We start from the raw sequence: 22180 nt of genomic DNA, 5'->3' as shown, positions 1-22180 counted from the left end.
GGAAATGACAGATCGCCTGATAATCCGATTTTTTATAAAACAGAAACTCTGAAAAAATATGCAATACATAGCGAGTATCTGTTTCTTTCTGCTACTTGCAATATGATGCAATCACTTTCAACACCTTATCCATTTCCAGTGGCTTTGCGAGATGCTCATTGATTCCAGCATTCTTTGACTTCTGGATATCTTCCGCAAAAGCATTGGCGCTGAGGGCAATGATTGGAACCGTTGGGGCATCAGGGCGGGAAAGTCCGCGGATCGCCTTTGCGACATCCAGACCATTCATAACCGGCATCATAATATCCATAAGAATGATGTCGTATTCATATGGCTTTGATTTTTCAAAAAGCTGGACGGCTTCCAGTCCGTTGATGGCTGTGGATACATTAAGTCCTGCGGCTTCCAGAGAGAAAACAGCAATTTCAAGGTTCAGTTCATTATCCTCTACAACAAGAATATGAAGATCCGTAAGATTTGCGGGGTGGCTCCTGCGGCGCACTACTCATAAGTATTGGTAGAAGTATGATTTTCACTGGTTTCAAATACATAAGCACGGTCGGCGTCTGTAAATTCTCCGATCGATTTGAGCATAAAATTGATACCGTCAGCCAGATCTTCTGCTTCATGAAGCAGGGAAATCTGATCTGTCATAAAACGTTCGGCTTTCAGCTCAGCATATAAAGTTGCATTATCCTTGTCATTATTCATAAGGAAGTTCCTCTCAAGTAAAGTGTAAAGTTTATAAAATTACTTTACCTTGTTTTTGCGAATTCGTCCACGAAAAATTTAAAATACAAACAAATTGTCTGGTGGTTGAAAAAAAGAAGGAATGATTCTATAATTTCAATTAGACGAAAAAAATTTTGTCAGGAGATAACAGGAGGAAAATAAAATGGCTTGTACAACAATACTGGTTGGAAAAAAGGCATCGTATGACGGTTCTACGATGATCGCAAGGAATGATGATTCACCGTCAGGCGCTTATATGCCGAAAAAATTTGTGGTGATTCATCCGGAAGATCAGCCGAAGGTATATGAATCAGTGATTTCGCATGTGAAAATAGAATTACCGGAGAATCCGATGCGTTATACCGCCATGCCGAACGCAGTTAAGGGGGAAGGAATCTGGGCGGCAAGCGGGGTAAATGAAGCACAGGTAGGAATGACGGCAACCGAAACGATCACATCCAATCCACGTGTGCTTGGAGCGGATCCGCTGGTTACATATCAGCCGAAGTCAGACGACCAGGAAGAAATTGCAGGTGGAATCGGGGAAGAGGACATTGTATATATCGTGCTTCCTTATATCCACAGCGCAAGAGAAGGCGTGCAGAGACTTGGAAGTATTCTCGAGAAATACGGTACTTATGAGATGAATGGGATTGCATTCGAGGATGTAAATGAGATCTGGTGGCTGGAAACAATCGGCGGACATCACTGGATTGCCAGAAAAGTGCCGGATGAGGTTTATGTGGTGATGCCGAACCAGCTTGGAATGGATGAATTTGATCTGGAAGATGCACTTGGTGAGCAGAAAAATTATATGTGTTCTCCGGATATGAAGGAATTCATTGAGAAATATCATCTGAACCCGTCCATGGATGGAAGCTTAAATCCAAGAGATGCTTTTGGAAGCCATGATGACTCGGATCATGTATACAATACACCGAGAGCCTGGTTTATGGAACGTTACCTAAATCCAAATTCATACAGCTGGGACGGACCGGATGCAGATTATACACCAGTATCCGATGATATTCCGTGGTGTATGGTTCCGGAAAAGAAGGTTACAGTAGAAGATGTAAAATATGTTCTGTCTTCACATTATCAGGGAACACCTTATGATCCGTATGGAGCTTACGGGGACAAATCAATGAATGGTGCTTATCGTTCCATTGGTATCAATCGAAATGATTTTATGTCTTTGATCCAGATGAGACCGGATCAGCCGGAAGATTCCCGTGCAATTGAATGGGTGGCATTTGCATCAAATGCATTTAATGTAATGGCTCCATTCTATGCAGATATTGATGAAACACCGGAATATTTTGCAAATACGACAGGGGAAGTTTCAACAGAGAACTTCTACTGGTCAAGCAGAATGATCGCCGCGATGGCAGATGCTTCTTATAAAAAGTCTATTTTCCATATTGAGCGTTACCAGGAACATGTGATGGCAAAGGCACATCAGATCATAAACCGGTATGATGACGATCTTACGAAAGAAAGTGATATAGCAAAGCGTATGCAGATCAAACGGGAAGCGAACCGGGAGATTGCGAAGATGGTGAAGAAGGAAACTTCGGATACACTGTCTAAGGTTTTGTACGAACTGAGCAATCAGATGAAGAATTCTTATGCGAGATCGGATGCATAAATAAAATACGAGTGGGAAAAGAAGAGGGCAGAAAAATCATAAAATGATGTAAGTGTTAAAATAAGAAAAAAGTTGATAAAAAAATAATTTTATAAACAGAAAGGTTTGAATTTTGTAGACTAAGGTATTATAATAGCGTAGGAAGTTGAAAACTTCTTAATCAAATTCAAACAAAAGGCAGGTGAACAGAATGGACAGTTGTGATAGTCATGGGCGAAGTATATACGCAGGATGGGAAAATGGCAGCAGTTCATTCTGTTTGTTCGTATAGCATTTCTTATCCTGTTTTCCCGTATTGACATTCATAATTGAATATTGGATGAAAGACAGAAATGTGGAGAATTTTAGACTTTGATTCTGCATGTTTTTGTGCTGGAAAAGGATAAGGAGGGCGAAAGTTATGGAAAATACACAGGATTATCAGGACTACCAGGACTACAGAGCTGAGATCCTGGGCATTGTAAGAAGCAATGCCTCTCCGGGAATTATGAGAAACAAACTGGAAGACTACCATGAGAATGACCTTGCAGATGTATTCCCGGATCTCTCCGTTGCAGAGCGGCGGAAATTGTGCCGGATTCTGAATCTGGACATGCTTGCGGATATCTTCGAGTATATCGATGAAAAGCAGGCTGCTGAATATCTGGATGAGATGGATGTGCGGAAAGCAGCAGCAATTCTTTCCAGAATGGAAACAGATGCGGTTGTAGATGTACTGCGGATGATTCCAAAAGAAAAGAGAGCTCTTTTGCTAGAGCTGATGGATGATGAAGCCAGAAAGGATATGGCAGTTATTGCTGCATTCGATGATGAAGAGATCGGTTCAAGAATGACCACGAATTACATTGAGATCAGAGAAAATCTTACTGTAAAGCAGGCGATGACCGAACTTGTCAGTCAGGCAGCAAAAAATGACAATATTTCTACAATTTTTATGGTGACAGCGGATCACACCTTCTACGGTGCGATGGATCTGAAGGATCTGATCACGGCAAGACAGGATACACGTCTTGAGGATCTGATCGTGACATCATATCCATATGTATACGGTCACGAGCTGATCGATGACTGTATCGAAAAATTGAAAGATTATTCGGAAAATTCTATTCCGATCCTGGATAACGATAATAAACTTCTCGGTGTTATCACATCCCAGAGCATTGTAGATCTGGTCGATGATGAGATGGGTGAAGATTATGCGATGTTCGCTGGTCTGACTGCAGAAGAAGATTTGAAAGAGCCACTCAAAGAGAGCATGAAAAAACGTCTCCCTTGGCTGCTTGTTCTGCTGGCACTGGGAACAGTTGTATCTTCTGTTGTAGGTGTATTTGAGCAGGTAGTAAGCCAGCTGACGATCATTATGTGTTTCCAGTCACTGATCCTGGACATGGCAGGTAACGTCGGTACCCAGTCACTGGCGGTAACGATCCGTGTTCTGATGGATGAATCACTGACAGGAAAGCAGAAAGTAGAACTGGTATTCAAAGAGATGCGGATCGCATTTTCAAATGGTGCGATTCTTGGAATTTTATCATTCCTCGTATTAGGACTTTATATTGCACTTTTCAAAGGAAAGACCTGGACATTCGCGTATGCGGTATCCGGCTGTATCGGTCTGTCTCTGATGGTGGCAATGGTAATTTCTGGTGCGGTGGGTACACTGATTCCTCTGTTCTTCAAGAAGATCAATATCGACCCGGCGGTAGCATCCGGACCACTTATTACGACCATCAACGACCTTGTTGCAGTTGTAGCTTACTATGGACTGTGTGGTATTCTGCTGATCGGAGTGCTTCATCTGGCGGGATAATTATAAAAGAGAGTAAAACGAAGTGCGTGTAGGATATAAATGCTTTTACTGAATAAAACGGTAAAGACAGTACAGTATCCCACATGCATTTCTTTTATAGAAAATAAAAATAAAATAAATAGATAGAAACTATAGGAATGATTATCTATAGAGAAAAACAATTTGAAAATTAAAATATCTGGTGCTAGAATGTAAAAAGCATATCGGAATAATATCAGAGATATGTTAAAGGGAGGAACATTATGAAAAAAATGAAAAAATTTGCAGCTCTTCTCCTTGCAGTATCAATGGCAGCAGGTATGGTAGCCTGTGGAAGCTCAGATAAAAAGGAAGAGACTACAAAAAAAGAAGAAACCAAGAAAGACGACAAAGAGACAAAGAAACTGGAAGGAACTCTGAAGGTTGTTACAACAGGGGATGCTTATCAGCCTTTATTTGATAAGTTTACAGAAGAAGTAGGACCGAAGGTAGAATTCATTTCCATGTCTTCAGGAGAAGTTTTATCAAAGCTTAAAGCAGAAGGCGGAACACCTGCAGCTGACCTGTGGTTCGGGGGCGGAATCGATGCATTTATGGATGCAAAAGATAATGACCTTCTTGAAAAAGTAGATTTTGATGCAGCTGATGAACTTGCACCGGAATTCAAAGACAGTGATAATTACTGGTTCTCAAAAGGTGTTACTGTTGTAGGATTTATTGTTAACAATGATATTTTAAAAGAAAAAGGACTTGAAGCTCCTAAATCATGGGATGACCTTACAAAAGAAGAATATCAGGGAGAAGTCCTGATGTCTAACCCGGCTATTTCAGGAACAAACTACGCAGTAGTAAACGCTCTTCTTCAGACAAAGGGAGACGAAGAAGGTTGGAAGTATTTTGAAGCTCTTAACAAGAACGTAGATTACTATTCAAAACGTGGTTCAGATCCAAGTACGAAGACAGCAGCTGGTGAAGTTGGTATTGGTATCACATATATCAATGGTACACTGGATGAACTGAAAGAACAGGCAGATGTTGATGTAATCTATCCTTCAGACGGAATGCCATACGTTCCGGAAGGCGTTGCAGCATTTGCAAATGCAGACAATACAGAAGCTGCAAAAGCATTTATCAAATGGTTCTTCTCTGATGATGAGAACATGAAGATGATGGCTGAAATTGACAAGAACAATACCTGTCTTCTGGTAAAACCAAGTCTGAAAGGACTTGAACTGAACTTTGACAAGGATCAGCTTATGAAAGAAGATCTTTCTCTGTTCGGATCAAAGAGAACAGAGATCCTTGACAAATGGAGCACTCTGATGGGAGATAAAGGTGAAGAATAGAAAACCTAGAGAAAAACGGGCATCATTTTATGATGCCCATTTTTATAATATATTGGATTATTTTATATTAGCAGTGCTGGTAGCAGGTGTGTTGATCTTTATTCTGTATCCGCTTCTTTGCATGATCAGACAAAGTTTTGTGGGAGAAGAGGGATTTTCGACAGAAGTTTACAAGAGCATCTTCAGTGCCAATCTGCAGCTTGTAAAAAACAGTGTTTTTGTAGGTGTTTTATCCGCATTCTTTTCAACAATTCTGGGGCTGCTTGTATCAATCTGTGTATGGACAGCAGGGAAGAAACTGGGCAAATTTCTGGAAGCGATTTTGCTGATCAGCATGGTTTCGCCGCCGTTTATTGCTTCGCTCGCTTATATCCAGCTTTTCGGAAGAAACGGTCTGATCACAAAAGGAGTGTTCGGACTTTCGCTGAACCCGTATGGATGGCTTGGTGTTGTTGTAATGCAGACGTTATTCTTTTCTTCATTAAATGCACTGATGATTATCGGAATGCTGAGGAAAATGGATATGTCGCTCGTAAGGGCATCTTTTGACCTTGGAGCATCCTCCGGGTATACATTGTGGAGAATTGTTGTACCACTGTTAAAACCGGTACTACTCAGTTGCTTTTTGCTTTCGTTTATCCGGTCGATCGCTGATTTTGGAACGCCTGTTGTGATAGGAGGACGTTTTGAAACAGTTTCGACGGAAATTTATATGCAGGTAATCGGATATTCCAGACTGGATAAGAGTGCGGCACTTAATGTACTGCTTCTGATCCCGACGATTCTTGTTTTTATCCTGTACCGCTATCTAATGCAGAAAAATGAAAAAGTCATCAGCGGAAACAGTAATAAGACGGTAGAAGCGGGAGATACATTCCGGGTTCGTGGGCTGTCAGCAGTGATTGTATGGCTGGGCGCAGGTATCTTTTTTGTAATGATGGCGCTTGAATACGGATCCATTTTTCTAAACAGTTTCAGTAGAAATTTACGTGGGAAAATCACATTTACAACGATGTATCTGGACGCACTTCTGGAACGGAATATGGATACATTTATCCGAAGTGTGGAATATGCGTTTATTGTGGCAATAGTCGGCAGTCTGATCGGTATTTTACTTTCGTATTATATTGAAAGACGAAAGATAAAATTTGGCGGAGTACTGGACTTTATTATTACACTTCCGTATATGCTTCCGGGAAGTTGTTTTGGAATCGGATATATTCTGGCATTTAATCATGAACCGTTAAAACTTACCGGAACAGCGGTCATTGTTATCTTGAATATGATCTATAAACAGATGTCAATTACAACGAAGGCTTCGGCATCCTCCCTTTTGCAGATCAGTACAGAGCTTGATGCAGCAGCGCGGGATCTTGGAGCGAATAAATTTCTGGTAATGAAAGATGTCATTCTTCCGAATGTAAAGCAGGCATTTGCAACGGGATTTATCAATAATTTTACAAGTGCGATGGTTACGGCAGGAGCAGTTATTTTCCTGGTGACACCGGGACAGAAGATTGCAGTATTTACATTATTTGATTGCATTAACACAGGTCGGTATGGAGAAGCATCTATGATTGCGACATTTATTATTGTGATCACAATTTCAGTAAATGTGCTGTTTTCGATAATTGTTGCATGGAAAGGGAAAAAGAAACGTGTATTTAGAACTGAAAAACATAAGTAAAAGTTTTGGTGAAAAAGAAGTAGTAAAAGATTTATCACTCTCCCTTCCAAAGGGAGAACTGTTGTGTCTTCTGGGAGCATCCGGCTGTGGAAAAACGACAACACTCAAAATGATAAGTGGATTTTTAAAAACAGATAAAGGGCAGATTCTGGTTGATGACCAGGATATCACCACACTGGCTCCGGAGAAGCGTCCGGTATCGACTGTTTTTCAGTCTTATGCATTATTTCCACATATGAGTGTTCTGGAAAATGTGATCTATGGTCTGAAGTTCCGTGGCATCCGAAAAAAAGAAGCCAGAGAAATGGGGATGGAATATCTGAAAATCGTAGATATGGAAGAATATGCCGGGGCATCGATCGGGGAAATTTCCGGAGGACAGCAGCAGAGAGTAGCACTGGTCAGATCTCTGATCACAAAACCGAAGGTGCTTCTTCTGGATGAACCTCTTAGTAATCTGGATGCGAAACTCCGGGTAAAAATGAGAGAAGAAATCCGTGAAATCCAGAAGAAATATGAAATTACAATGGTTTTTGTAACGCATGACCAGGAAGAGGCAATGGTACTTGGAGATCAGATCGCTATTATGGATCAGGGAAAGTTGGTTCAGATTGGAAAGCCGGAAGAAGTGTATCTGCATCCACAGAATGATTTTGCAAGAGATTTCCTTGGAATATCCAACCGTTTTACTGATATCCATGGAAATACAATATGCTGCAGACCGGAGGAACTGGAATTTGCAGCAGAAGGTTCTGTGAAAGGAATTGTAAGACAGGAAGAATTTCTTGGGTTTTACAGACAGTATTATGTTGAAACAATGAATCATGAACATATTATTGTACGGACAGACAGAAATATAAAAGTAGAAGCTGGCAAAGAAGTGCAACTTCGGGTGAAATAAAAAAGACACTGTGCAAGGTGACAATATCAGTTTGATATGCTACCCTGCATAGTGCCTTTTTTATTTTGAGGAATGACCGGTCAGACGTGCATCATCCCTGACATCACACAACCTCCTGCAGCACCGGCATTTTTCAGTTCGTGCAGTTGTGCTTCATCAATTTTGATTCCGCCAATGCCATAAACCGGAATCTGCACAGCTTGGCATACATTCTGCAGAAATGGAAGTCCCCGTGGCGGGAGCCCTTTCTTGCAGTCGGTAACATAAATATGTCCTGCTGTGAGATAGGAAGCTCCCAGCTTTTCCGCTTCGACTGCTTCAGAAACAGAATGGATGGAAGTTCCAACTGTATGAAAATCGGAAACCACTTTCGGATTTTCAAGCAAAAGTGGAAGTGGTAAATGTAGCCTGTCGCAGCCGAGTTCTCTCGCAACGGCTGGATAAAAATGCGGAATAAACGGAACTTTAAACTGTTCACAGATTTCCTTCACCTGCCGGGCAAGAGAAAAATATTCCTCTTCCGGCAGATCTTTTTCACGCAGGATCAGAGCTTTCGGATGCAGCTTGCAGACACGGGTAATCTGTTCTGTAAAAGGACGGGAACAGAGATGGCGGTTTGTTACGGCAATAAGATCTCTATACATAGATATAATCACTCATAACCGGCTGCATATTGTTGGAAAGAAGTGCCTGATAAACCTCATCTACGGAACGTCCGTCAGAAATCTCGAACTGGTCATCTCCCTTATCCTCAATATCATCCACATGGCTTCCGATTCCGGTGCTGACTCCGGCAGAGATTTTTGTTGCAGAAATCTGTACCAGATTGTCTCTTACACGCGCACATTCTCTTGTGGATACCGTAATGCTTGCAAATGGCATAAACAGACGATAAGCGCAGACTACCTGAAGGAGCTGTGGCTCATGGACGTCCATCGGATTGATCCGGTCGTTGTTGATGATCGGACGAAGTCTCGGACAGGAGAAGGCGATTTCGGCATGTGGGTATTTTCTCTGCAGGAGATAAGCATGGTATCCGGTTGCAAAGGCATCCTTGCGGAAATCATCAAGTCCGAGAAGTGCTCCGAATCCGACACCGCGCATGCCGCCCATCAGTGCACGTTCCTGGGCATTGACACGGTATGGGAAGATCCGTTTGTGTCCGGCAAGATGCAGGGTTTCATATTTGTCAGAATTGTAAGTCTCCTGGAATACGGTTACATAATCGGCACCGCACTCGTGGAGGAATGCGTATTCGTCCGAGTTGACCGGATAAATCTCAAGTCCGATGACTTTAAAATATTTACGGGCGATCTTGCAGGCATTTCCGATATATTCCACCGTGGATTTGCTGCGGCTTTCACCGGTCAGGATCAGGATCTCCTGAAGACCTGTTTTGGCGATGGCTGCCATTTCTTTTTCAATTTCTTCCTCATTTAACTGTGCACGGTTGATCTTGTTGTGGCAGTTGAAACCACAGTAAATACAATAGTTTTCGCAGTAGTTTGCAATGTAGATCGGAGTAAACATGTAGACGCTGTTTCCGAAATGTTTTCGTGTCTCTGCCTGTGCAGCCTGTGCGATCTCCTCAAGAAGAGGAAGTGCGGCAGGTGAGAGAAGTGCAGCGAAATCCTCCGGTGTACGGATGTCATGCGCAATAGCGCGTCTTACGTCAGCTTCGGTATATTTTTCATAATCATAAGCGTTCATGGCACTTATGACCTGATTCATTACGTCAGATCCGATATCTTCCATTCCCGGAAGGTAAGTCATATGATCAATGCGGTTTTTCTTCTGGTCTTCCAGAATTTCTTCACTTAAAATACTTTCGTTGATATGTGAATTTTCCATTTTGACTGCCTCCTAATTCTCTAAGAATCCTGTCAGAGGTGAGGATGCGCTTGCGCCTCTTTCGATGGTGCGTCCCAGTCCGGAAAGATAAGCACTGCGTCCGGCTTCAATGGCTTTTTTGAAAGCTTCTGCCATGGCAGGAACATTTCCTGCAGTTGCGATAGCAGTATTTGCCATGACAGCGGAAGCACCCATTTCCATGGCTTCACAAGCCTGGGAAGGGCGACCGATTCCGGCATCAACGATGATCGGCAGATCGATCTCATCAATCAGGATCTGGATGAAATCCTTTGTGCTGAGCCCTTTGTTGGAACCGATTGGAGAGCCGAGCGGCATAATGCAGGCAGCTCCGGCATCAGCAAGTGCTCTTGCAGCATTCAGATCCGGGTACATATACGGCATGACAACAAAGCCTTCTTTTGCAAGGATTTCTGTTGCTTTGATGGTTTCGTAGTTGTCCGGAAGCAGGTATTTGGAATCATGAACGACTTCGATCTTTACAAAGTCGCCGCATCCGACTTCACGGGAAAGTCTGGCGATACGGACTGCCTCCTCAGCATTACGTGCACCGGATGTATTTGGAAGCAGGGTTACATTGTCCGGAATATAGTCCAGGATATTTGCAAGACCGCCTTCATTTGCGCGACGCAGGGCAAGTGTGATGATCTGAGCTTCTGCTTTTTCGATACAGGCTTTTACAAGATCCAGAGAAAATTTACCGGATCCGAGAATAAAACGGGAAGTGAATTCATGACCTCCCAGGATAAATTTATCTTCATTTGTACTCATAATAAAGTTCCTTCTTTCTTATATTTTTAAATTTCTTCTTCACCGAGGATCAGCCGCGTGATCATGTTGGCTTCATGTGCGGCACAGATGGCAACACGCGGCGCCATCAGTCCATGACCGTAAGTTGGTGCTGTCACGCCATCACCACACAGATAAAAGTTTTTCATGATCCGTTTTGTGATAATGGTATTGCTGCTTCCATAGCCGGCCATTCCGGTTGCGGATACGAGCTTTTTCTCTGGAAAATGTTCCAGAATTCCATTGACCAGCATTGCTTTGGCTTCCGGATTATCAAAAGCTTCGCAGACAATTGTGGCATCTGCAAATAATTCCTGCAGATTATCGTCCGTAACTTTTACACAGTCCGTGCGGATATCCAGATACGGATTGATCTTCAGAAGCAGGGATTTCAGGGCATCGGTCTTGTACATTCCGATATGCTCCATGAAATATTGCTGGCGGTTCAGATTGGTAATGTCAACTACGTCAAAATCAATCAGGTGAAGATGACCGACACCAATCCGTGCAAGCGCATAAGCAACATTAGAGCCAAGACCGCCAAGCCCTGCGATCGCTACATTTCCTGCCGAGAGAAGCTTCTGCGTCTCCGGTGAATGTCGCTCGTCAAGGGCGGTGTAGATTTCTTCTTTTGTAAGTGTATGATACATGATTTCTTAGCCTCCTCCTACAAAACTTACAACCTCCAGACGGTCCCCGTCTTTGAGCATGGTGTCAGAATAGCTGTATTTTGGTAAAATATCACCATTCATTTCAACGGCGATCCGTTTGATCTGATAATTGTTTTGTTCCAGATAATCCGCAACACTGAGCGGCCCGGTCAAAGTAACTTCTTTACCATTAACTGTAATCATGGAAAAACCTCCTTTCAAAACGGAAAAGTTCTTAAAAATGAAAAAAGAGTCCACAAAGAATTACACCCGTGGTGGTGTACCCCTTCATGAACTCTCGCCCAATCTCAACTTTACCTTATTCATTTTCGTGTAAACCCTGGTTGAATGTGGAATTTCATGATGTTGGGGTCAAAAGGTATTTTGACCCCTTTGATACCAGATTGCTACGTGCTTTGCACTCTCGCAATCCTCAAAAACATTCGTAATCCGCTCATTTTGCTTTGAAAAATGGCTACTTACTCCTGTTTTTGGCGGGTCAAGAGGTCAAAAATCCTCTTGCAAGCAAGCTTGCATCAGCTGTCTGACCTTTTGACCCTGGTATCATTTCATATTATTATAAGAAATCCTGTTTCTCAAATATCATCAGAGTATGCTGATGGTATTTGACGCCGTATATCAAAAAAAGAGAGATACCAATGTATCTCCCGTTATCATCAAAATATACGTTCCTACGTTGGCATTATCCAAATCAGGTATATGGGTCGAAGTTCTGAACTTCCTCTCAGCCTGTCAAACAAGCTCCCCGTTTCATTTACAAAATTCAGTATAGTTCGGTTGGGAAAAAATGTCAATATCAATATAAAAATATATCCGGTCATATTCTGGAGTCTCATATTCTGGAGTCAGATGCAGGTGTCACGGACAAATTGTATATTACAGGAATGCTTTCGAGAAGCGGTCATATGTTTTTGTAACGCGGAGTATGGAAAAATGCACAAAAAACAGAGCATACTCTAAAAAAATAGTGTAAACGTGCCGAAAATGCCGAAAATCCATTGACAAACGCCCTTTAAAGGGGTAAAACACCACTATGGCAATTTGATAAAAGCTTATCAAATTAAAATACTATATAAAACAATTTTTACTGGAAGAGAGAAAGAGAGGGATAAGTATGAATACATTAGTTATTGTACTGATCGCAGCCGTTTTACTTTGCTGTGCATATGTATTCTACGGACGCTGGCTTGCTAACAAATGGGGAATCGATCCAAAGGCAGAGACACCAGCAAAGAAATTCGCAGATGGAAAGGATTACGTTCCGACAGACGGCTGGACAGTATTCAGTCATCAGTTTTCGTCAATCGCAGGTGCAGGTCCTGTTACCGGCGCCATTCAGGCAGCTGTATTTGGATGGCTTCCTGTTTTACTGTGGGTACTGATCGGAGGCATTTTCTTCGGTGCGGTAACAGATTTCGGAGCTTTATATGCGAGTGTAAAAAATGACGGAAAGTCTATGGGACTTCTGATCGAGAAATACATTGGTAAATTCGGTAGAAAATTATTCTTGTTGTTCTGTTGGCTGTTCACACTTCTTGTTATCGCAGCATTTGCAGATATGGTTGCAGGTACATTCAATGCGTATACAGAAGTCGACGGAGCTTTAAAACTTGCAGATGCAGCAAAGACAAACGGAGCTGCAGGAACTATTTCCCTTTTATTCATTGCATTTGCAATGGTATTTGGTCTGGTGCAGAAAAAATTCCAGTTCCGCGGATGGAAAGAAACAGTTCTTGGTCTTGTACTTACAGTAGCAGCGCTTGCTCTTGGTATGCTTGCACCGATCACAGCAGGTAAAGATACTTGGACTTATATCACATTTGTATATATCTTCTTTGCAGCAGTACTTCCGATGTGGCTTTTAAAACAGCCTCGTGATGCAATGACGACTTATATGTTCATCGGAATGATCGCCGGAGCAGCACTTGGACTTTTAGTTGCACATCCGACAATGAACCTTCCTGTATTTACAGGATTCCACAACGACACATTAGGAGATATGTTCCCAATCCTGTTCGTTACGGTAGCTTGTGGTGCCGTTTCCGGATTCCACAGCCTGGTTTCATCCGGTACTTCCTCAAAGACAGTATCCAATGAAAAAGATATGCTGAAGGTTGGATATGGAGCCATGGTTCTGGAAAGTCTTCTTGCAGTCCTCGCACTTTGTGTAGCTGGTGCAGCTGCAGCAGCAGACGGAACACCGGCAGCAGGAACACCATTCCAGGTATTCTCAAGCGGTGTTGCAGGATTCTTTGAAATGTTCGGAGTTCCGGTTTATGTAGCACAGTGCTTCATGACTATGTGCGTATCTGCACTTGCACTCACCAGTCTGGATGCAGTAGCACGTATCGGACGTATGAGTTTCCAGGAACTCTTCAGTGTAGATGATATGGAACATGCAGAAGGATGGAGAAAATTCCTTTGCAATACCTACTTCTCAACAATCCTTACACTTGTATGTGCCTATGTTCTGACACGAATTGGATATGCAAATATCTGGCCATTGTTCGGATCAGCCAACCAGCTGCTTTCCGCTCTGGTACTTGTAACACTTTGCGTATTCCTGAAAGTGACAGGAAGAAGCAACAAAATGCTTTTCCCACCGCTTATTATCATGCTTTGCGTAACAGGAACCGCACTGGTAGAGAGAACCATCGGACTTGTAAAAGCATATGCAGCAGGTTCCGCTACTTTCCTTGTAGAAGGACTTCAGCTGATCATCGCAGTTCTGCTGATGGCACTCGGACTTGTTATTGTGATCAATTCTCTGAAGGCTTACTTTGGAGCTAAGAAAGAGTCTGAAGCTTAGGATTTATAAAATATGACGAAAAGGGATGGCTTGTCAAAATGATGGGCTGTCTCTTTTTTTTGATTGACTTTTTTAAAATTTGCCCTGAAATACTTAGGAAACAATCGGGATCAGCGGTGCACAGGGGAATATTTTAAATTATATTTTAGTAGAATCTCAGAACAGATCTGTCTATCAGAAGGATATTGAACAGGAATTCGGACTTCGTCCTTCTACGGCAACCAAAGCACTGAAATCGCTGAAGAAAAATGAACTGATGGGAAGTATGAAGGTGTCAAACGTCATTGCGAAGATGGCAATACCAAGCGTGATCAGCAGTCCGGTCAAGTCCGGAGATGCACTTCCTGCGAATATAACGTGCAAAGTGGAAAGAATCATTGCGGACACGCATATAATAGTCAGGTACAGGAAATAATTCATCTGAATAAATGTAAGAAAGAAAGGGTGTTTATGGAAGAGCGAGATGATCTGGAACAGATGGCATTTATACAGAAGTGGAATGACGGAAAGGCAGAACGGGAGAAAAAGCGAGAGCAGATGTGGAACGGGATTCTGGAGAAGGCTGGGATAAAGAAAGAAGAAAAGTAAAAAGGAAAATGATTTTTTAGAAAAAATGAAAAGAACTCAAATAGGAACTCAAAATTTAAGTTTCTGTTTGAGTTCTTTATTTGAGTTCCTTTAAGAAACTAAAAAAATATGCTATTATCTTAAAAGTAGAGAGAAGGAAGTAAAATTACAGCAGAAAATTTTTGAAGAACTAAAAAATCAAAGGGGAAGATTAGCGATGGTAAAAATAGATTTAATCACCGGCTTCTTAGGTTCCGGCAAGACAACGTTTATTAAAAAATATGCAAAATATCTTCTGGATAAAGGAATGAGCATTGGCATCCTTGAGAATGATTTTGGTGCGGTAAATGTAGATATGCTTCTTTTGCAAGACCTGATGGGAGATAACTGTGAGCTTGAAATGATTTCCGGTGGGTGCGACAAAGAGACGCACAGGAGGCGTTTCCGGACGAAGCTGATTGCAATGGGAATGTGCGGATATGACAGAGTAATTGTTGAACCGTCCGGGATTTATGATGTAGACGAATTTTTTGACGTTCTTCACGATGAACCACTGGATAAGTGGTATGAGATTGGCAATGTGATTACGATCGTTGACGCAAAACTGGAGCCGGAATTGTCAGAAGAAGCAGACTATCTGCTTGCGTCCGAGGCTGCAAATGCAGGAAGCATCATCCTCAGCAGGGCAGAAGAAGCAACAAAAGAACAGATTGAAAATACAATTGAACATTTGAACAGAGCGCTTGAACAGGTTCAGTGCAAGCGAAGGCTGGATCGGGAAATCATGAGAAAAGATGGAGCAGAGCTTTCGGAAGAGGATTTTGATAAGATCTTAAAGAGCGGTTATGTTGCAGAAAATTATCGGAAGATGGAGCTGGATGAGAAAAAAGGTTTTGATTCGTTGTATTTTATGGAATTGAAAATTTCTGCAGATGAATTGAAGACGCAGGTTGCGAAGATGATGCAGGATCCGGAATGTGGCGGTATTTTCCGGGTGAAGGGATTCGTGAAAGATGATGCAGGAAGCTGGATGCAGCTGAATGCAACCGGTCATGAGATCAGTATGAAGCCGATCGGAGACGGGCAGGAGGTTGTGATCGTGATTGGGGAGCAGTTGAAGGAAGATTGTATACGGAAGTATCTGGAGAATTAGAAAGTGTAAAAGAGTGCATCAAAAGCGATGTGATTCGGTCAGTATGCTGAAAACAGTTTTGTTTGTGTAATACAGCTGTTATTATATCCATAAGCAACAGGACGCATGAAAAAACGAAAGTTTTTCATGCGTCCTGTTAATTTATTGTTTTTGGTAAATGATATGTTTTATACGACCGCCATCCATAATGATGGTATCATTTTCAGCTTTTACATACATTACAAGATTTGCATCCATTCGGAAGATAATACTTCCTGATGCTGATTGGTAAAGTGTTGTTTTCCCATGACGACGCATATGGATTTCGCAGGTATTTTCAACTTTCACTAATTTCATGAAGGAATCGGTTTCATCGTTGTAATAGGTTCCTTCCTGGAAAAGTGCCGGATCTGCAGGCTTGGCAGGGGTCAATGTAAGTACACGACCAGGAAGCCGATAAAGGATTCCGTTATCTGTGAAGTAGATCTTTTCATCCAATGAACCAATGCGATAACCGCCATCCTCTTCTTTTACCAGTTCTGTGCGGCACCATTCTCTTTGCATATAGAAAGTACCGTTTTGCTCTGTGATATCAACAAACATTGGATCATCCGGAAGTGCTGTCAGGAATACACCACTGCGAGCAGGCGCATTTTCATGTTCCGGCACGGCTGGTTCGGTACAATCCGGTAATCCGAGTACGATGCAGGCGGCTTTATCGGCAAGCTTAGACATTGCGTAAGTTGTGGTGTTACTGATCAGTACAAGCTCCAGTTCTTTTTCCGGAATGCAAATAATTTCACCACGGTATGCAGCATCGGCACCGCCATGACCGAATACATCCAGACCATGAAGCTTATGGGTGATCAGTCCGCCGCAGTATTCAGCCGTTTTGCCATTGCTGAGAAGGACAGGTTTCTTCATAAGCTCGATAATTTCAGGATCGATCACATTTGGATGAATGTACTCATCTAATACTTTGCAGAGATCGGAAGCACAGGTATTTACAGAGGTTGGCCCGTAAAGTGCATAGTTCAGTGGATTGTAGTAGAAAGTATCATCACCTTCGTCCTGATAAGAGTAAGTAAGATTCGGAACAATCTGTGTAAAGCTTTCGCGAACAAAAGAATGTGTCATTCCGAGTGGAGTGAAAATACGTTCTTTTACAAATTGTGGGAAGCTCATTTGCGACAGCTTTTCAACGATAAGTGCCAATAAATGGAAACCGGTGTTACTGTATAAATACTGTGACTGCGGTTCAAAGTTCAGCGATTTCTGAAGAGATATCGTTGTATTGATATCATCCATGTCAATCTGATCGTTGATCTTGATACCGCGTAAAAATAAGAGTTCCCATTGGTCGCGAAGTCCGCTGACATTATTCATCATCTGGCGGATCGTAATCGGTGTTTCAATGTTGATATATTCATCTAAATATTTTTTGATGTTGTCATCTAAATCAAGTTTTCCTTCTTTCCAAAGAAGAAGAATAGACATAACAGTAAATTCTTTGGAAATCGATGCGACATGGAAAATACTTTCTTTATGGATTTTTAATTTATTTTCAAGATTTCCATATCCAAAACATTTTTCGTAAAGAGTTTTACCGTGCTGGCGAATCAATACCTGAGCGCCAGGGCAAAGACCGCGATCCCACATACGGAAAAGCTGATCTAATTGTTCTGTCATATTTGAATTCATTACAAAAATACTCCTTCTGATAAACTATTTTTTTAGGATTTTTTTGAATGCATAAAGCCAGTTTTTGCCTGCAAGCAGAGAAATCCGTTCATCTGAATAATTATGTTCCTTCATATCCAGCACTCCATTTTTGCGGCGTACAGCGACATCAGTTAGCAAATCAAAATGTGCATCAATAATATATTTCATAATCGTGTTTTCCTTAATAAACTAATTGTGAAAAGTAAACTATTATAGTCGCTTCTTCATTTGATGTATTCAGGTAGTTATGTAAACAATTTTTAGGGATATAGAAACTGTCGCCCTCGTAGATCATATAAGTGCTGTTATCGATGCGGAGTTCTAATTCCCCTTTGAGGAGCAGGAGACTTTCGTCGTAATTTCCATGTGAAATCATTTTCTCGGTCACCCAGGTGTTAGGCTTTAATCTCACAATGAGTCCGGTCATTTGTGCTTCTTGTGCGTTTGGAAGTTTAGAAGGTGTAAAAATAGAGTAGGAAACATCGATTTCCGGGATTTTCATTGGAATTCGGTTCTCTTTTCTCATCAAATAAGATTCCTTTGATTTCTTTCCTTCTTCAGATGACTTGGCAGAGAGTTCGGAGTCATCCATGATCAACCATACTTCTGAACAATTTAAGCAGGCTGCAATTTTTCTAAGTGCTACGAGTGAAGGAGATTTTAAATCTCTTTCAATTTGTGATATATGACCTATTGTGTATCCGGTAGCTTCAGCTACCTCTTTGAGCGTGAGCCCTCTTCTCTTTCGCATTTCGCGAATTCGGCTTCCATACATGGTTCCGCTCCTCCTTTCGCAATTCAAGTATAAAAACTAGCGGTTTTTGATTGCTTTTTCAGAGAAAAATTGATTGAATAACGTCCGTTTTCATCACAATCTAATTGATGATCAATGATAACACGTCCATTTTCTTTGATCGAAGAGTAGAATGGATGATAGGCAGGTGTTTAGTTAGATGTTCCTGCAAGACCGGTAATTGCAGAGATACCACATTCTAATTCATGCATATCATCGCATATGATTTCTACTTCTGTACCGCTTAAGCGTTTCATGCGAGGAATTTGTGCAACAGTGTCTGCCATTGCTGTTGATTTAAATTCAAATCCTAGCTTGATCGGAGTCGCAACTTCGTATAAAGGAATTTTGCTTAAATCGGAATCAAGAACTTCTTTTACTGCAGAAATCGTATTTTCCCTGAGAACTTTTTGTGGTGGGAATTTTGCAGCATAGCGTGACAAAGCTTCTTTTGTTGTTACGAATTTTACCCATGGCATCATTTCTTTCTCTATAAGCTGTTTGCGAAGGCCGGAATCACCGATGATAAGACCGACCGGAACCTTATAAGAAGCAGCAAGTGCTGCGTTCGTTGTACTTTCGTTCATATAGGCTCCGTTGATCTTAAGGCTGGAAACAACTCTTCCGTAGAAGCTGTGATCCATATTGGCGAAATCTTCTCCCGGACCGGCATGATATCCGGCAAGGAATACAACATCGTAGGTTTCATCCAGGCAAGACATCATGTACTGTCTTCTTGGAGAACCGCTTACTAAGCTGATACGTTCATCCATCTGGCAAAGTTCATCATAAGAAAGGTTCGTTCCGCTTCCGTGAGAATCAGAAATGGTGATTTCCCCGATTTCATCATTTCTGGAGGAAGCATGAATTCCTTCGATGATCCAGCGTACCTGATTGTGTAAAGCGCGGCGGAAGGAAGGAACCTCATCACGTTCCTGAGATGGAGAAGTGATACCTGCCATTCCTTCCATGTCTACAGAAATGTAGATTTTTAGTGCTTTTTTCATAAGAAAATCCTCCTTTATGTAACTTATTTGTTTTCTTATAGAAAAACAAAACATACAGTTGTTAAAATATTATAAAGTAATAAAGCGAATGTGTCAATATTTTGACATAATATACAAAACAAATTATACTGACAGTAATAATTGTACTGTGAGTAAAAAACACAGAGAAAATCTTTTTCGTAAAACGAAACTCAAAAAAAGGATGTAAAGGAGGACGGAAAAACATATACATTCCATTTGAGAAAAGATGCAAAATGGTCAGACGGAAGTCCGGTGACAGCAAAAGATTTCGAATATTCCTGGAGAAGGACCGGTTGGATGTAAATTTGCATCCAGATGCCCATATGCTACCAAACGCTGTCATGAAGAAAGACCAATCTTCAGAAACGTTGGAAATGAACATTATGTAGCCTGTCATCAGGTAGAATAATGCATTTAACTTTGCTACAATGGAAGTAGCATTGAAGCAGTCAATAATCTGAATATCTGATTAGAGGAGAAAAAGAAAATGCATGAATTAACACAATTAATTAAAGATGATATGCGTCCGGCTCTTGGGGTAACCGAGCCGGGAGCGATCGCATATGCGGTTTCAAAAGCAAAATTCTACGTTCCGGGAGAACTGGAACAGGTTACGCTTTTGCTGAACAGCGGTATGTATAAAAATGCATATACATGTGGTATCCCGAACAGCCATTTTTACGGGAACGAATACGCAGCAGCTCTTGGAGTCGTAGCAGGGAAACCGGAGAAAGAGCTGGAGAGTCTTGCTGATGTAACAGAAGCTGACAATATGGCAGCAGAGCAGTTGGTAAAAGACGGAAAAATTACTGTAAAAATGAGTAAGATCACAAGCCGTATTTTTATAGAAGCCTGTGTAAAGACAACAGGCGGAGAGGCTATGGTTCAGATTCGCGATGCACATACAAATATTGTTCGTATTGAGGCAAATGGAGAGGTGCTTCTTGAGAAGGAAGAAGCTTCTGTGGAAGGTGGACACGAAGAAAAACTATTGATCCACAATTATACATTAAAACAGATTTACGAATACGCAAAAGAAGTTCCGGCAGAGGAAATTGAATTTATCAAGGCTGCCTATGAGATGAACTATGCTCTTTTTGAAGAAGGAATCCAGAACCCGAGAACAACCTATGCACGGTATCTGCTTGAGAAAAATGGCGGAAAGATTATTTCGGATGATGAGTTAAAGACTGCATCTTTACTTTGCAATGTAGCAATTGAGGCCCGTGTGATCGGACTTGACAAACCGGCCATGAGCATTACCGGTTCAGGAGCACATGGAATTATTGCAACCATGCCTCTTTACGGTGTTTGCAAGATCCGTGGATTAAGCGATGCAACCTTATATCGTGCCACCGCATTAAGCTATCTTATCTGCATGTATATCAAAGAGTATTCCGGTAAGCTTTCTGCTTTCTGTGGTTGTGGCATTGCTGCCGGTACAGGAATGGCCTGTGCGTTGGTTTTCCTTCATGGAGGTGATGAGCATGCCATGGCGAGAACGATCAACAACATGTCAAGCAGTATTACCGGTATGATCTGTCATGGCGGAAATAAGGGATGTACGATGAAAGGAGTCGTGGCGGTAAATGCCGCATTTCAGTCGGCGGATTTTGCAATGCATGAAATCTTTATTGATGATATTCATGGAATCAATGGGTTTACACCGGAAGATACCATGCGTCATATGGGAGAGATCGCATCACCGGGAATGATCGGAACGGAGAAGACGATCGTAGATATTTTACAGGAAAAAGGGGAATAGAAACTATATATAGGGTGATATTTGAATAATGTAAAAGCCTTTAAATTGATTGAAAAAGATCAGTTTGAAGGCTTTTGTTTTCTTTGAAGAACATCATGAAGAACTATCCTACTGTGCAAAACATTGTTTAGATAATTAAAAAATTAGTAAAAATTGATTAACGAGTTGAAAATTTCTATAGAATTTGCATGAAAAAGAATTGTAGTATATTATAAATGCATCGGCTTTCTGACCTTTTGACCCTGGTATCATCATAAAAATGCATAGTAAGAAGAAAGGAACACACCATGGATTTCAAATACTGCAAATTAGAAATTTTCATCCCGGAAACACATCTTCCGGCTCTCCAGAAAACCCTCCAGGAAGTAGATGCCGGACATATCGGGAACTATGATTCCTGTATGTCATCAAGTGAAGTGACCGGATACTGGCGTCCGCTTGAAGGCTGCAATCCTTATATTGGAAATGAAGGAGAGATCAGTAAAGAACCGGAAGTAAAGGTTGAAGTCACTGTATTTACAGAAGCAGTTGACAGGACAATTGAAGCAATCAAGAAAGTTCATCCGTACGAAGAACCGGTGATCAATGCGATCCCGATCCTGAGAACTTCATTTTGATGTAAAAAAAGAAGCTTAATAGTCAGAACAGAAATGGTAAAAAGTGAGCGTTCAGATTAAAGAAAATTGATTCTAAAATTTGTTAATAAAGTAACGGAAAAGTTGCATAAAGAAAAACATCTTTTTTCAAATAACAAGCCTGATTATTGGCAAAAAAATTGTAGAAACTGTACAAAAAGTATATTTTTGAAAAAATTATTTGCATATAATTGTGCAATGTGATATAGTGAAGTCAAGTTGAAAAAGCAATTGAAGAGAGATGCCGTGACAGGAGAGCGAATGTTATATCAGCCATGAGGCTGTTACAAGAGGCGC

Annotated in this window: 22 protein-coding genes and 1 riboswitch; of the genes, 11 read left to right on the top strand and 11 right to left on the bottom strand. The window is 41.4% G+C overall.

Translation table 11 applies throughout. The features are described from left to right. Positions 1-91 precede the first annotated feature (91 nt). Together PGR14_RS04590 and PGR14_RS04585 are read right to left on the bottom strand one after the other, a co-directional pair. Entirely contained in the window at positions 92-502 is a 411-nt protein-coding gene (locus PGR14_RS04590; protein WP_270223064.1) for a response regulator, read from the bottom strand. Continuing rightward, positions 502-711 carry a hypothetical protein gene (locus tag PGR14_RS04585; protein WP_175306016.1) on the bottom strand — a complete coding sequence of 70 codons (210 nt, stop codon included), beginning with the start codon at positions 709-711 and terminating at the stop codon, positions 502-504. The genes PGR14_RS04590 and PGR14_RS04585 overlap by 1 nt, the downstream gene beginning before the upstream one ends. 184 nt (positions 712-895) lie before the next feature. On the opposite strand from PGR14_RS04585, the gene PGR14_RS04580 reads away from it, so the two are divergent. The 5 genes from PGR14_RS04580 to PGR14_RS04560 all read left to right on the top strand — a co-directional run bounded on the left by PGR14_RS04580 (position 896) and on the right by PGR14_RS04560 (position 8103). Next, entirely contained in the window at positions 896-2380 is a 1485-nt protein-coding gene (locus PGR14_RS04580; RefSeq protein ID WP_175306017.1) for a C69 family dipeptidase, read from the top strand. Positions 2381-2780: 400 nt separating this feature from the next. Next, positions 2781-4190 carry a magnesium transporter gene (gene mgtE, locus PGR14_RS04575; protein ID WP_022219946.1) on the top strand — a complete coding sequence of 470 codons (1410 nt, stop codon included), beginning with the start codon at positions 2781-2783 and terminating at the stop codon, positions 4188-4190. 251 nt (positions 4191-4441) lie between these two features. Next, the gene (locus PGR14_RS04570; protein WP_055248045.1) at positions 4442-5515 is read left to right on the top strand and encodes an ABC transporter substrate-binding protein; all 1074 of its coding nucleotides are present in this window, start codon (positions 4442-4444) and stop codon (positions 5513-5515) included. Beyond that, positions 5505-7202 carry an ABC transporter permease gene (locus PGR14_RS04565; protein WP_270223063.1) on the top strand — a complete coding sequence of 566 codons (1698 nt, stop codon included), beginning with the start codon at positions 5505-5507 and terminating at the stop codon, positions 7200-7202. The genes PGR14_RS04570 and PGR14_RS04565 overlap by 11 nt, the downstream gene beginning before the upstream one ends. Further along, positions 7174-8103 (top strand): ABC transporter ATP-binding protein, encoded by a 930-nt coding sequence (locus PGR14_RS04560; protein WP_195412808.1) that lies wholly within the window; start codon positions 7174-7176, stop codon positions 8101-8103. Before PGR14_RS04565 ends, PGR14_RS04560 begins: the two co-directional genes overlap by 29 nt. 80 nt (positions 8104-8183) lie before the next feature. On the opposite strand, the gene PGR14_RS04555 is transcribed toward PGR14_RS04560, so the two are convergent. The 5 genes from PGR14_RS04555 to thiS are packed head-to-tail and all read right to left on the bottom strand — an operon-like array spanning position 8184 to position 11615. After that, positions 8184-8747, bottom strand: coding sequence for a thiamine phosphate synthase (locus PGR14_RS04555; RefSeq protein WP_055248030.1), 564 nt, complete (start codon positions 8745-8747; stop codon positions 8184-8186). Next, positions 8740-9954, bottom strand: coding sequence for a 2-iminoacetate synthase ThiH (gene thiH, locus PGR14_RS04550; RefSeq protein ID WP_270223062.1), 1215 nt, complete (start codon positions 9952-9954; stop codon positions 8740-8742). The genes PGR14_RS04555 and thiH overlap by 8 nt, the downstream gene beginning before the upstream one ends. Positions 9955-9966: 12 nt before the next feature. Beyond that, on the bottom strand, positions 9967-10743 hold the full coding sequence (locus PGR14_RS04545; protein WP_008368613.1) for a thiazole synthase: 777 nt from the start codon (positions 10741-10743) through the stop codon (positions 9967-9969). Positions 10744-10769: 26 nt separating this feature from the next. After that, entirely contained in the window at positions 10770-11411 is a 642-nt protein-coding gene (gene thiF / locus PGR14_RS04540; RefSeq protein WP_008368611.1) for a sulfur carrier protein ThiS adenylyltransferase ThiF, read from the bottom strand. Positions 11412-11417: 6 nt separating this feature from the next. Further along, the gene (thiS, locus tag PGR14_RS04535; protein WP_008368609.1) at positions 11418-11615 is read right to left on the bottom strand and encodes a sulfur carrier protein ThiS; all 198 of its coding nucleotides are present in this window, start codon (positions 11613-11615) and stop codon (positions 11418-11420) included. Positions 11616-12083: 468 nt separating this feature from the next. Next, positions 12084-12188: riboswitch (TPP riboswitch) on the bottom strand. Between the two features lie 358 nt (positions 12189-12546). Between thiS and PGR14_RS04530 the strand changes: the two genes are divergently transcribed. From PGR14_RS04530 to PGR14_RS04520, 3 genes are all read left to right on the top strand, one after another. Further along, the gene (locus tag PGR14_RS04530) at positions 12547-14241 is read left to right on the top strand and encodes a carbon starvation CstA family protein (protein ID WP_270223061.1); all 1695 of its coding nucleotides are present in this window, start codon (positions 12547-12549) and stop codon (positions 14239-14241) included. 450 nt (positions 14242-14691) lie between these two features. Next, positions 14692-14829: a hypothetical protein gene (locus PGR14_RS04525; protein WP_022219980.1), complete on the top strand. Its 138-nt coding sequence runs from the start codon at positions 14692-14694 to the stop codon at positions 14827-14829. Positions 14830-15025: 196 nt separating this feature from the next. Further along, positions 15026-15961 carry a GTP-binding protein gene (locus tag PGR14_RS04520; protein ID WP_270223060.1) on the top strand — a complete coding sequence of 312 codons (936 nt, stop codon included), beginning with the start codon at positions 15026-15028 and terminating at the stop codon, positions 15959-15961. A gap of 141 nt (positions 15962-16102) precedes the next feature. Here the strand turns inward: PGR14_RS04520 and PGR14_RS04515 are convergent, their stop codons facing one another. The 4 genes from PGR14_RS04515 to PGR14_RS04500 all read right to left on the bottom strand — a co-directional run bounded on the left by PGR14_RS04515 (position 16103) and on the right by PGR14_RS04500 (position 19462). Further along, entirely contained in the window at positions 16103-17641 is a 1539-nt protein-coding gene (locus tag PGR14_RS04515) for a serine hydrolase domain-containing protein (protein ID WP_270223059.1), read from the bottom strand. A gap of 24 nt (positions 17642-17665) precedes the next feature. Further along, positions 17666-17830 (bottom strand): hypothetical protein, encoded by a 165-nt coding sequence (locus tag PGR14_RS04510; protein WP_195368595.1) that lies wholly within the window; start codon positions 17828-17830, stop codon positions 17666-17668. A gap of 13 nt (positions 17831-17843) precedes the next feature. Beyond that, complete coding sequence (locus PGR14_RS04505) at positions 17844-18437, bottom strand: helix-turn-helix domain-containing protein (protein ID WP_055260345.1); 594 nt, start codon at positions 18435-18437, stop codon at positions 17844-17846. A 170-nt stretch (positions 18438-18607) separates the two neighbouring features. Then, positions 18608-19462, bottom strand: a complete 855-nt coding sequence (locus tag PGR14_RS04500) for a M55 family metallopeptidase (protein WP_070098597.1) — start codon at positions 19460-19462, stop codon at positions 18608-18610. Between the two features lie 237 nt (positions 19463-19699). On the opposite strand from PGR14_RS04500, the gene PGR14_RS16375 reads away from it, so the two are divergent. The 3 genes from PGR14_RS16375 to cutA all read left to right on the top strand — a co-directional run bounded on the left by PGR14_RS16375 (position 19700) and on the right by cutA (position 21865). Continuing rightward, positions 19700-19786, top strand: a complete 87-nt coding sequence (locus PGR14_RS16375) for an ABC transporter substrate-binding protein (RefSeq protein WP_330376222.1) — start codon at positions 19700-19702, stop codon at positions 19784-19786. Positions 19787-19970: 184 nt separating this feature from the next. Continuing rightward, a complete protein-coding gene (locus PGR14_RS04490; RefSeq protein ID WP_270223058.1) occupies positions 19971-21248 on the top strand; it encodes an L-cysteine desulfidase family protein in 1278 nt (425 codons plus the stop codon). Between the two features lie 287 nt (positions 21249-21535). Then, positions 21536-21865, top strand: a complete 330-nt coding sequence (gene cutA / locus PGR14_RS04485) for a divalent cation tolerance protein CutA (RefSeq protein ID WP_270223057.1) — start codon at positions 21536-21538, stop codon at positions 21863-21865. The last annotated feature ends 315 nt before the right edge of the window (positions 21866-22180 follow it).

This window comes from Coprococcus sp. AF99-45 (assembly GCF_027663865.1).
GTDB lineage: Bacteria > Bacillota > Clostridia > Lachnospirales > Lachnospiraceae > Allocoprococcus > Allocoprococcus comes.
Note: the sequence above shows the minus strand (reverse complement) of the source record. Positions and strands in the feature narration are given on the sequence as shown.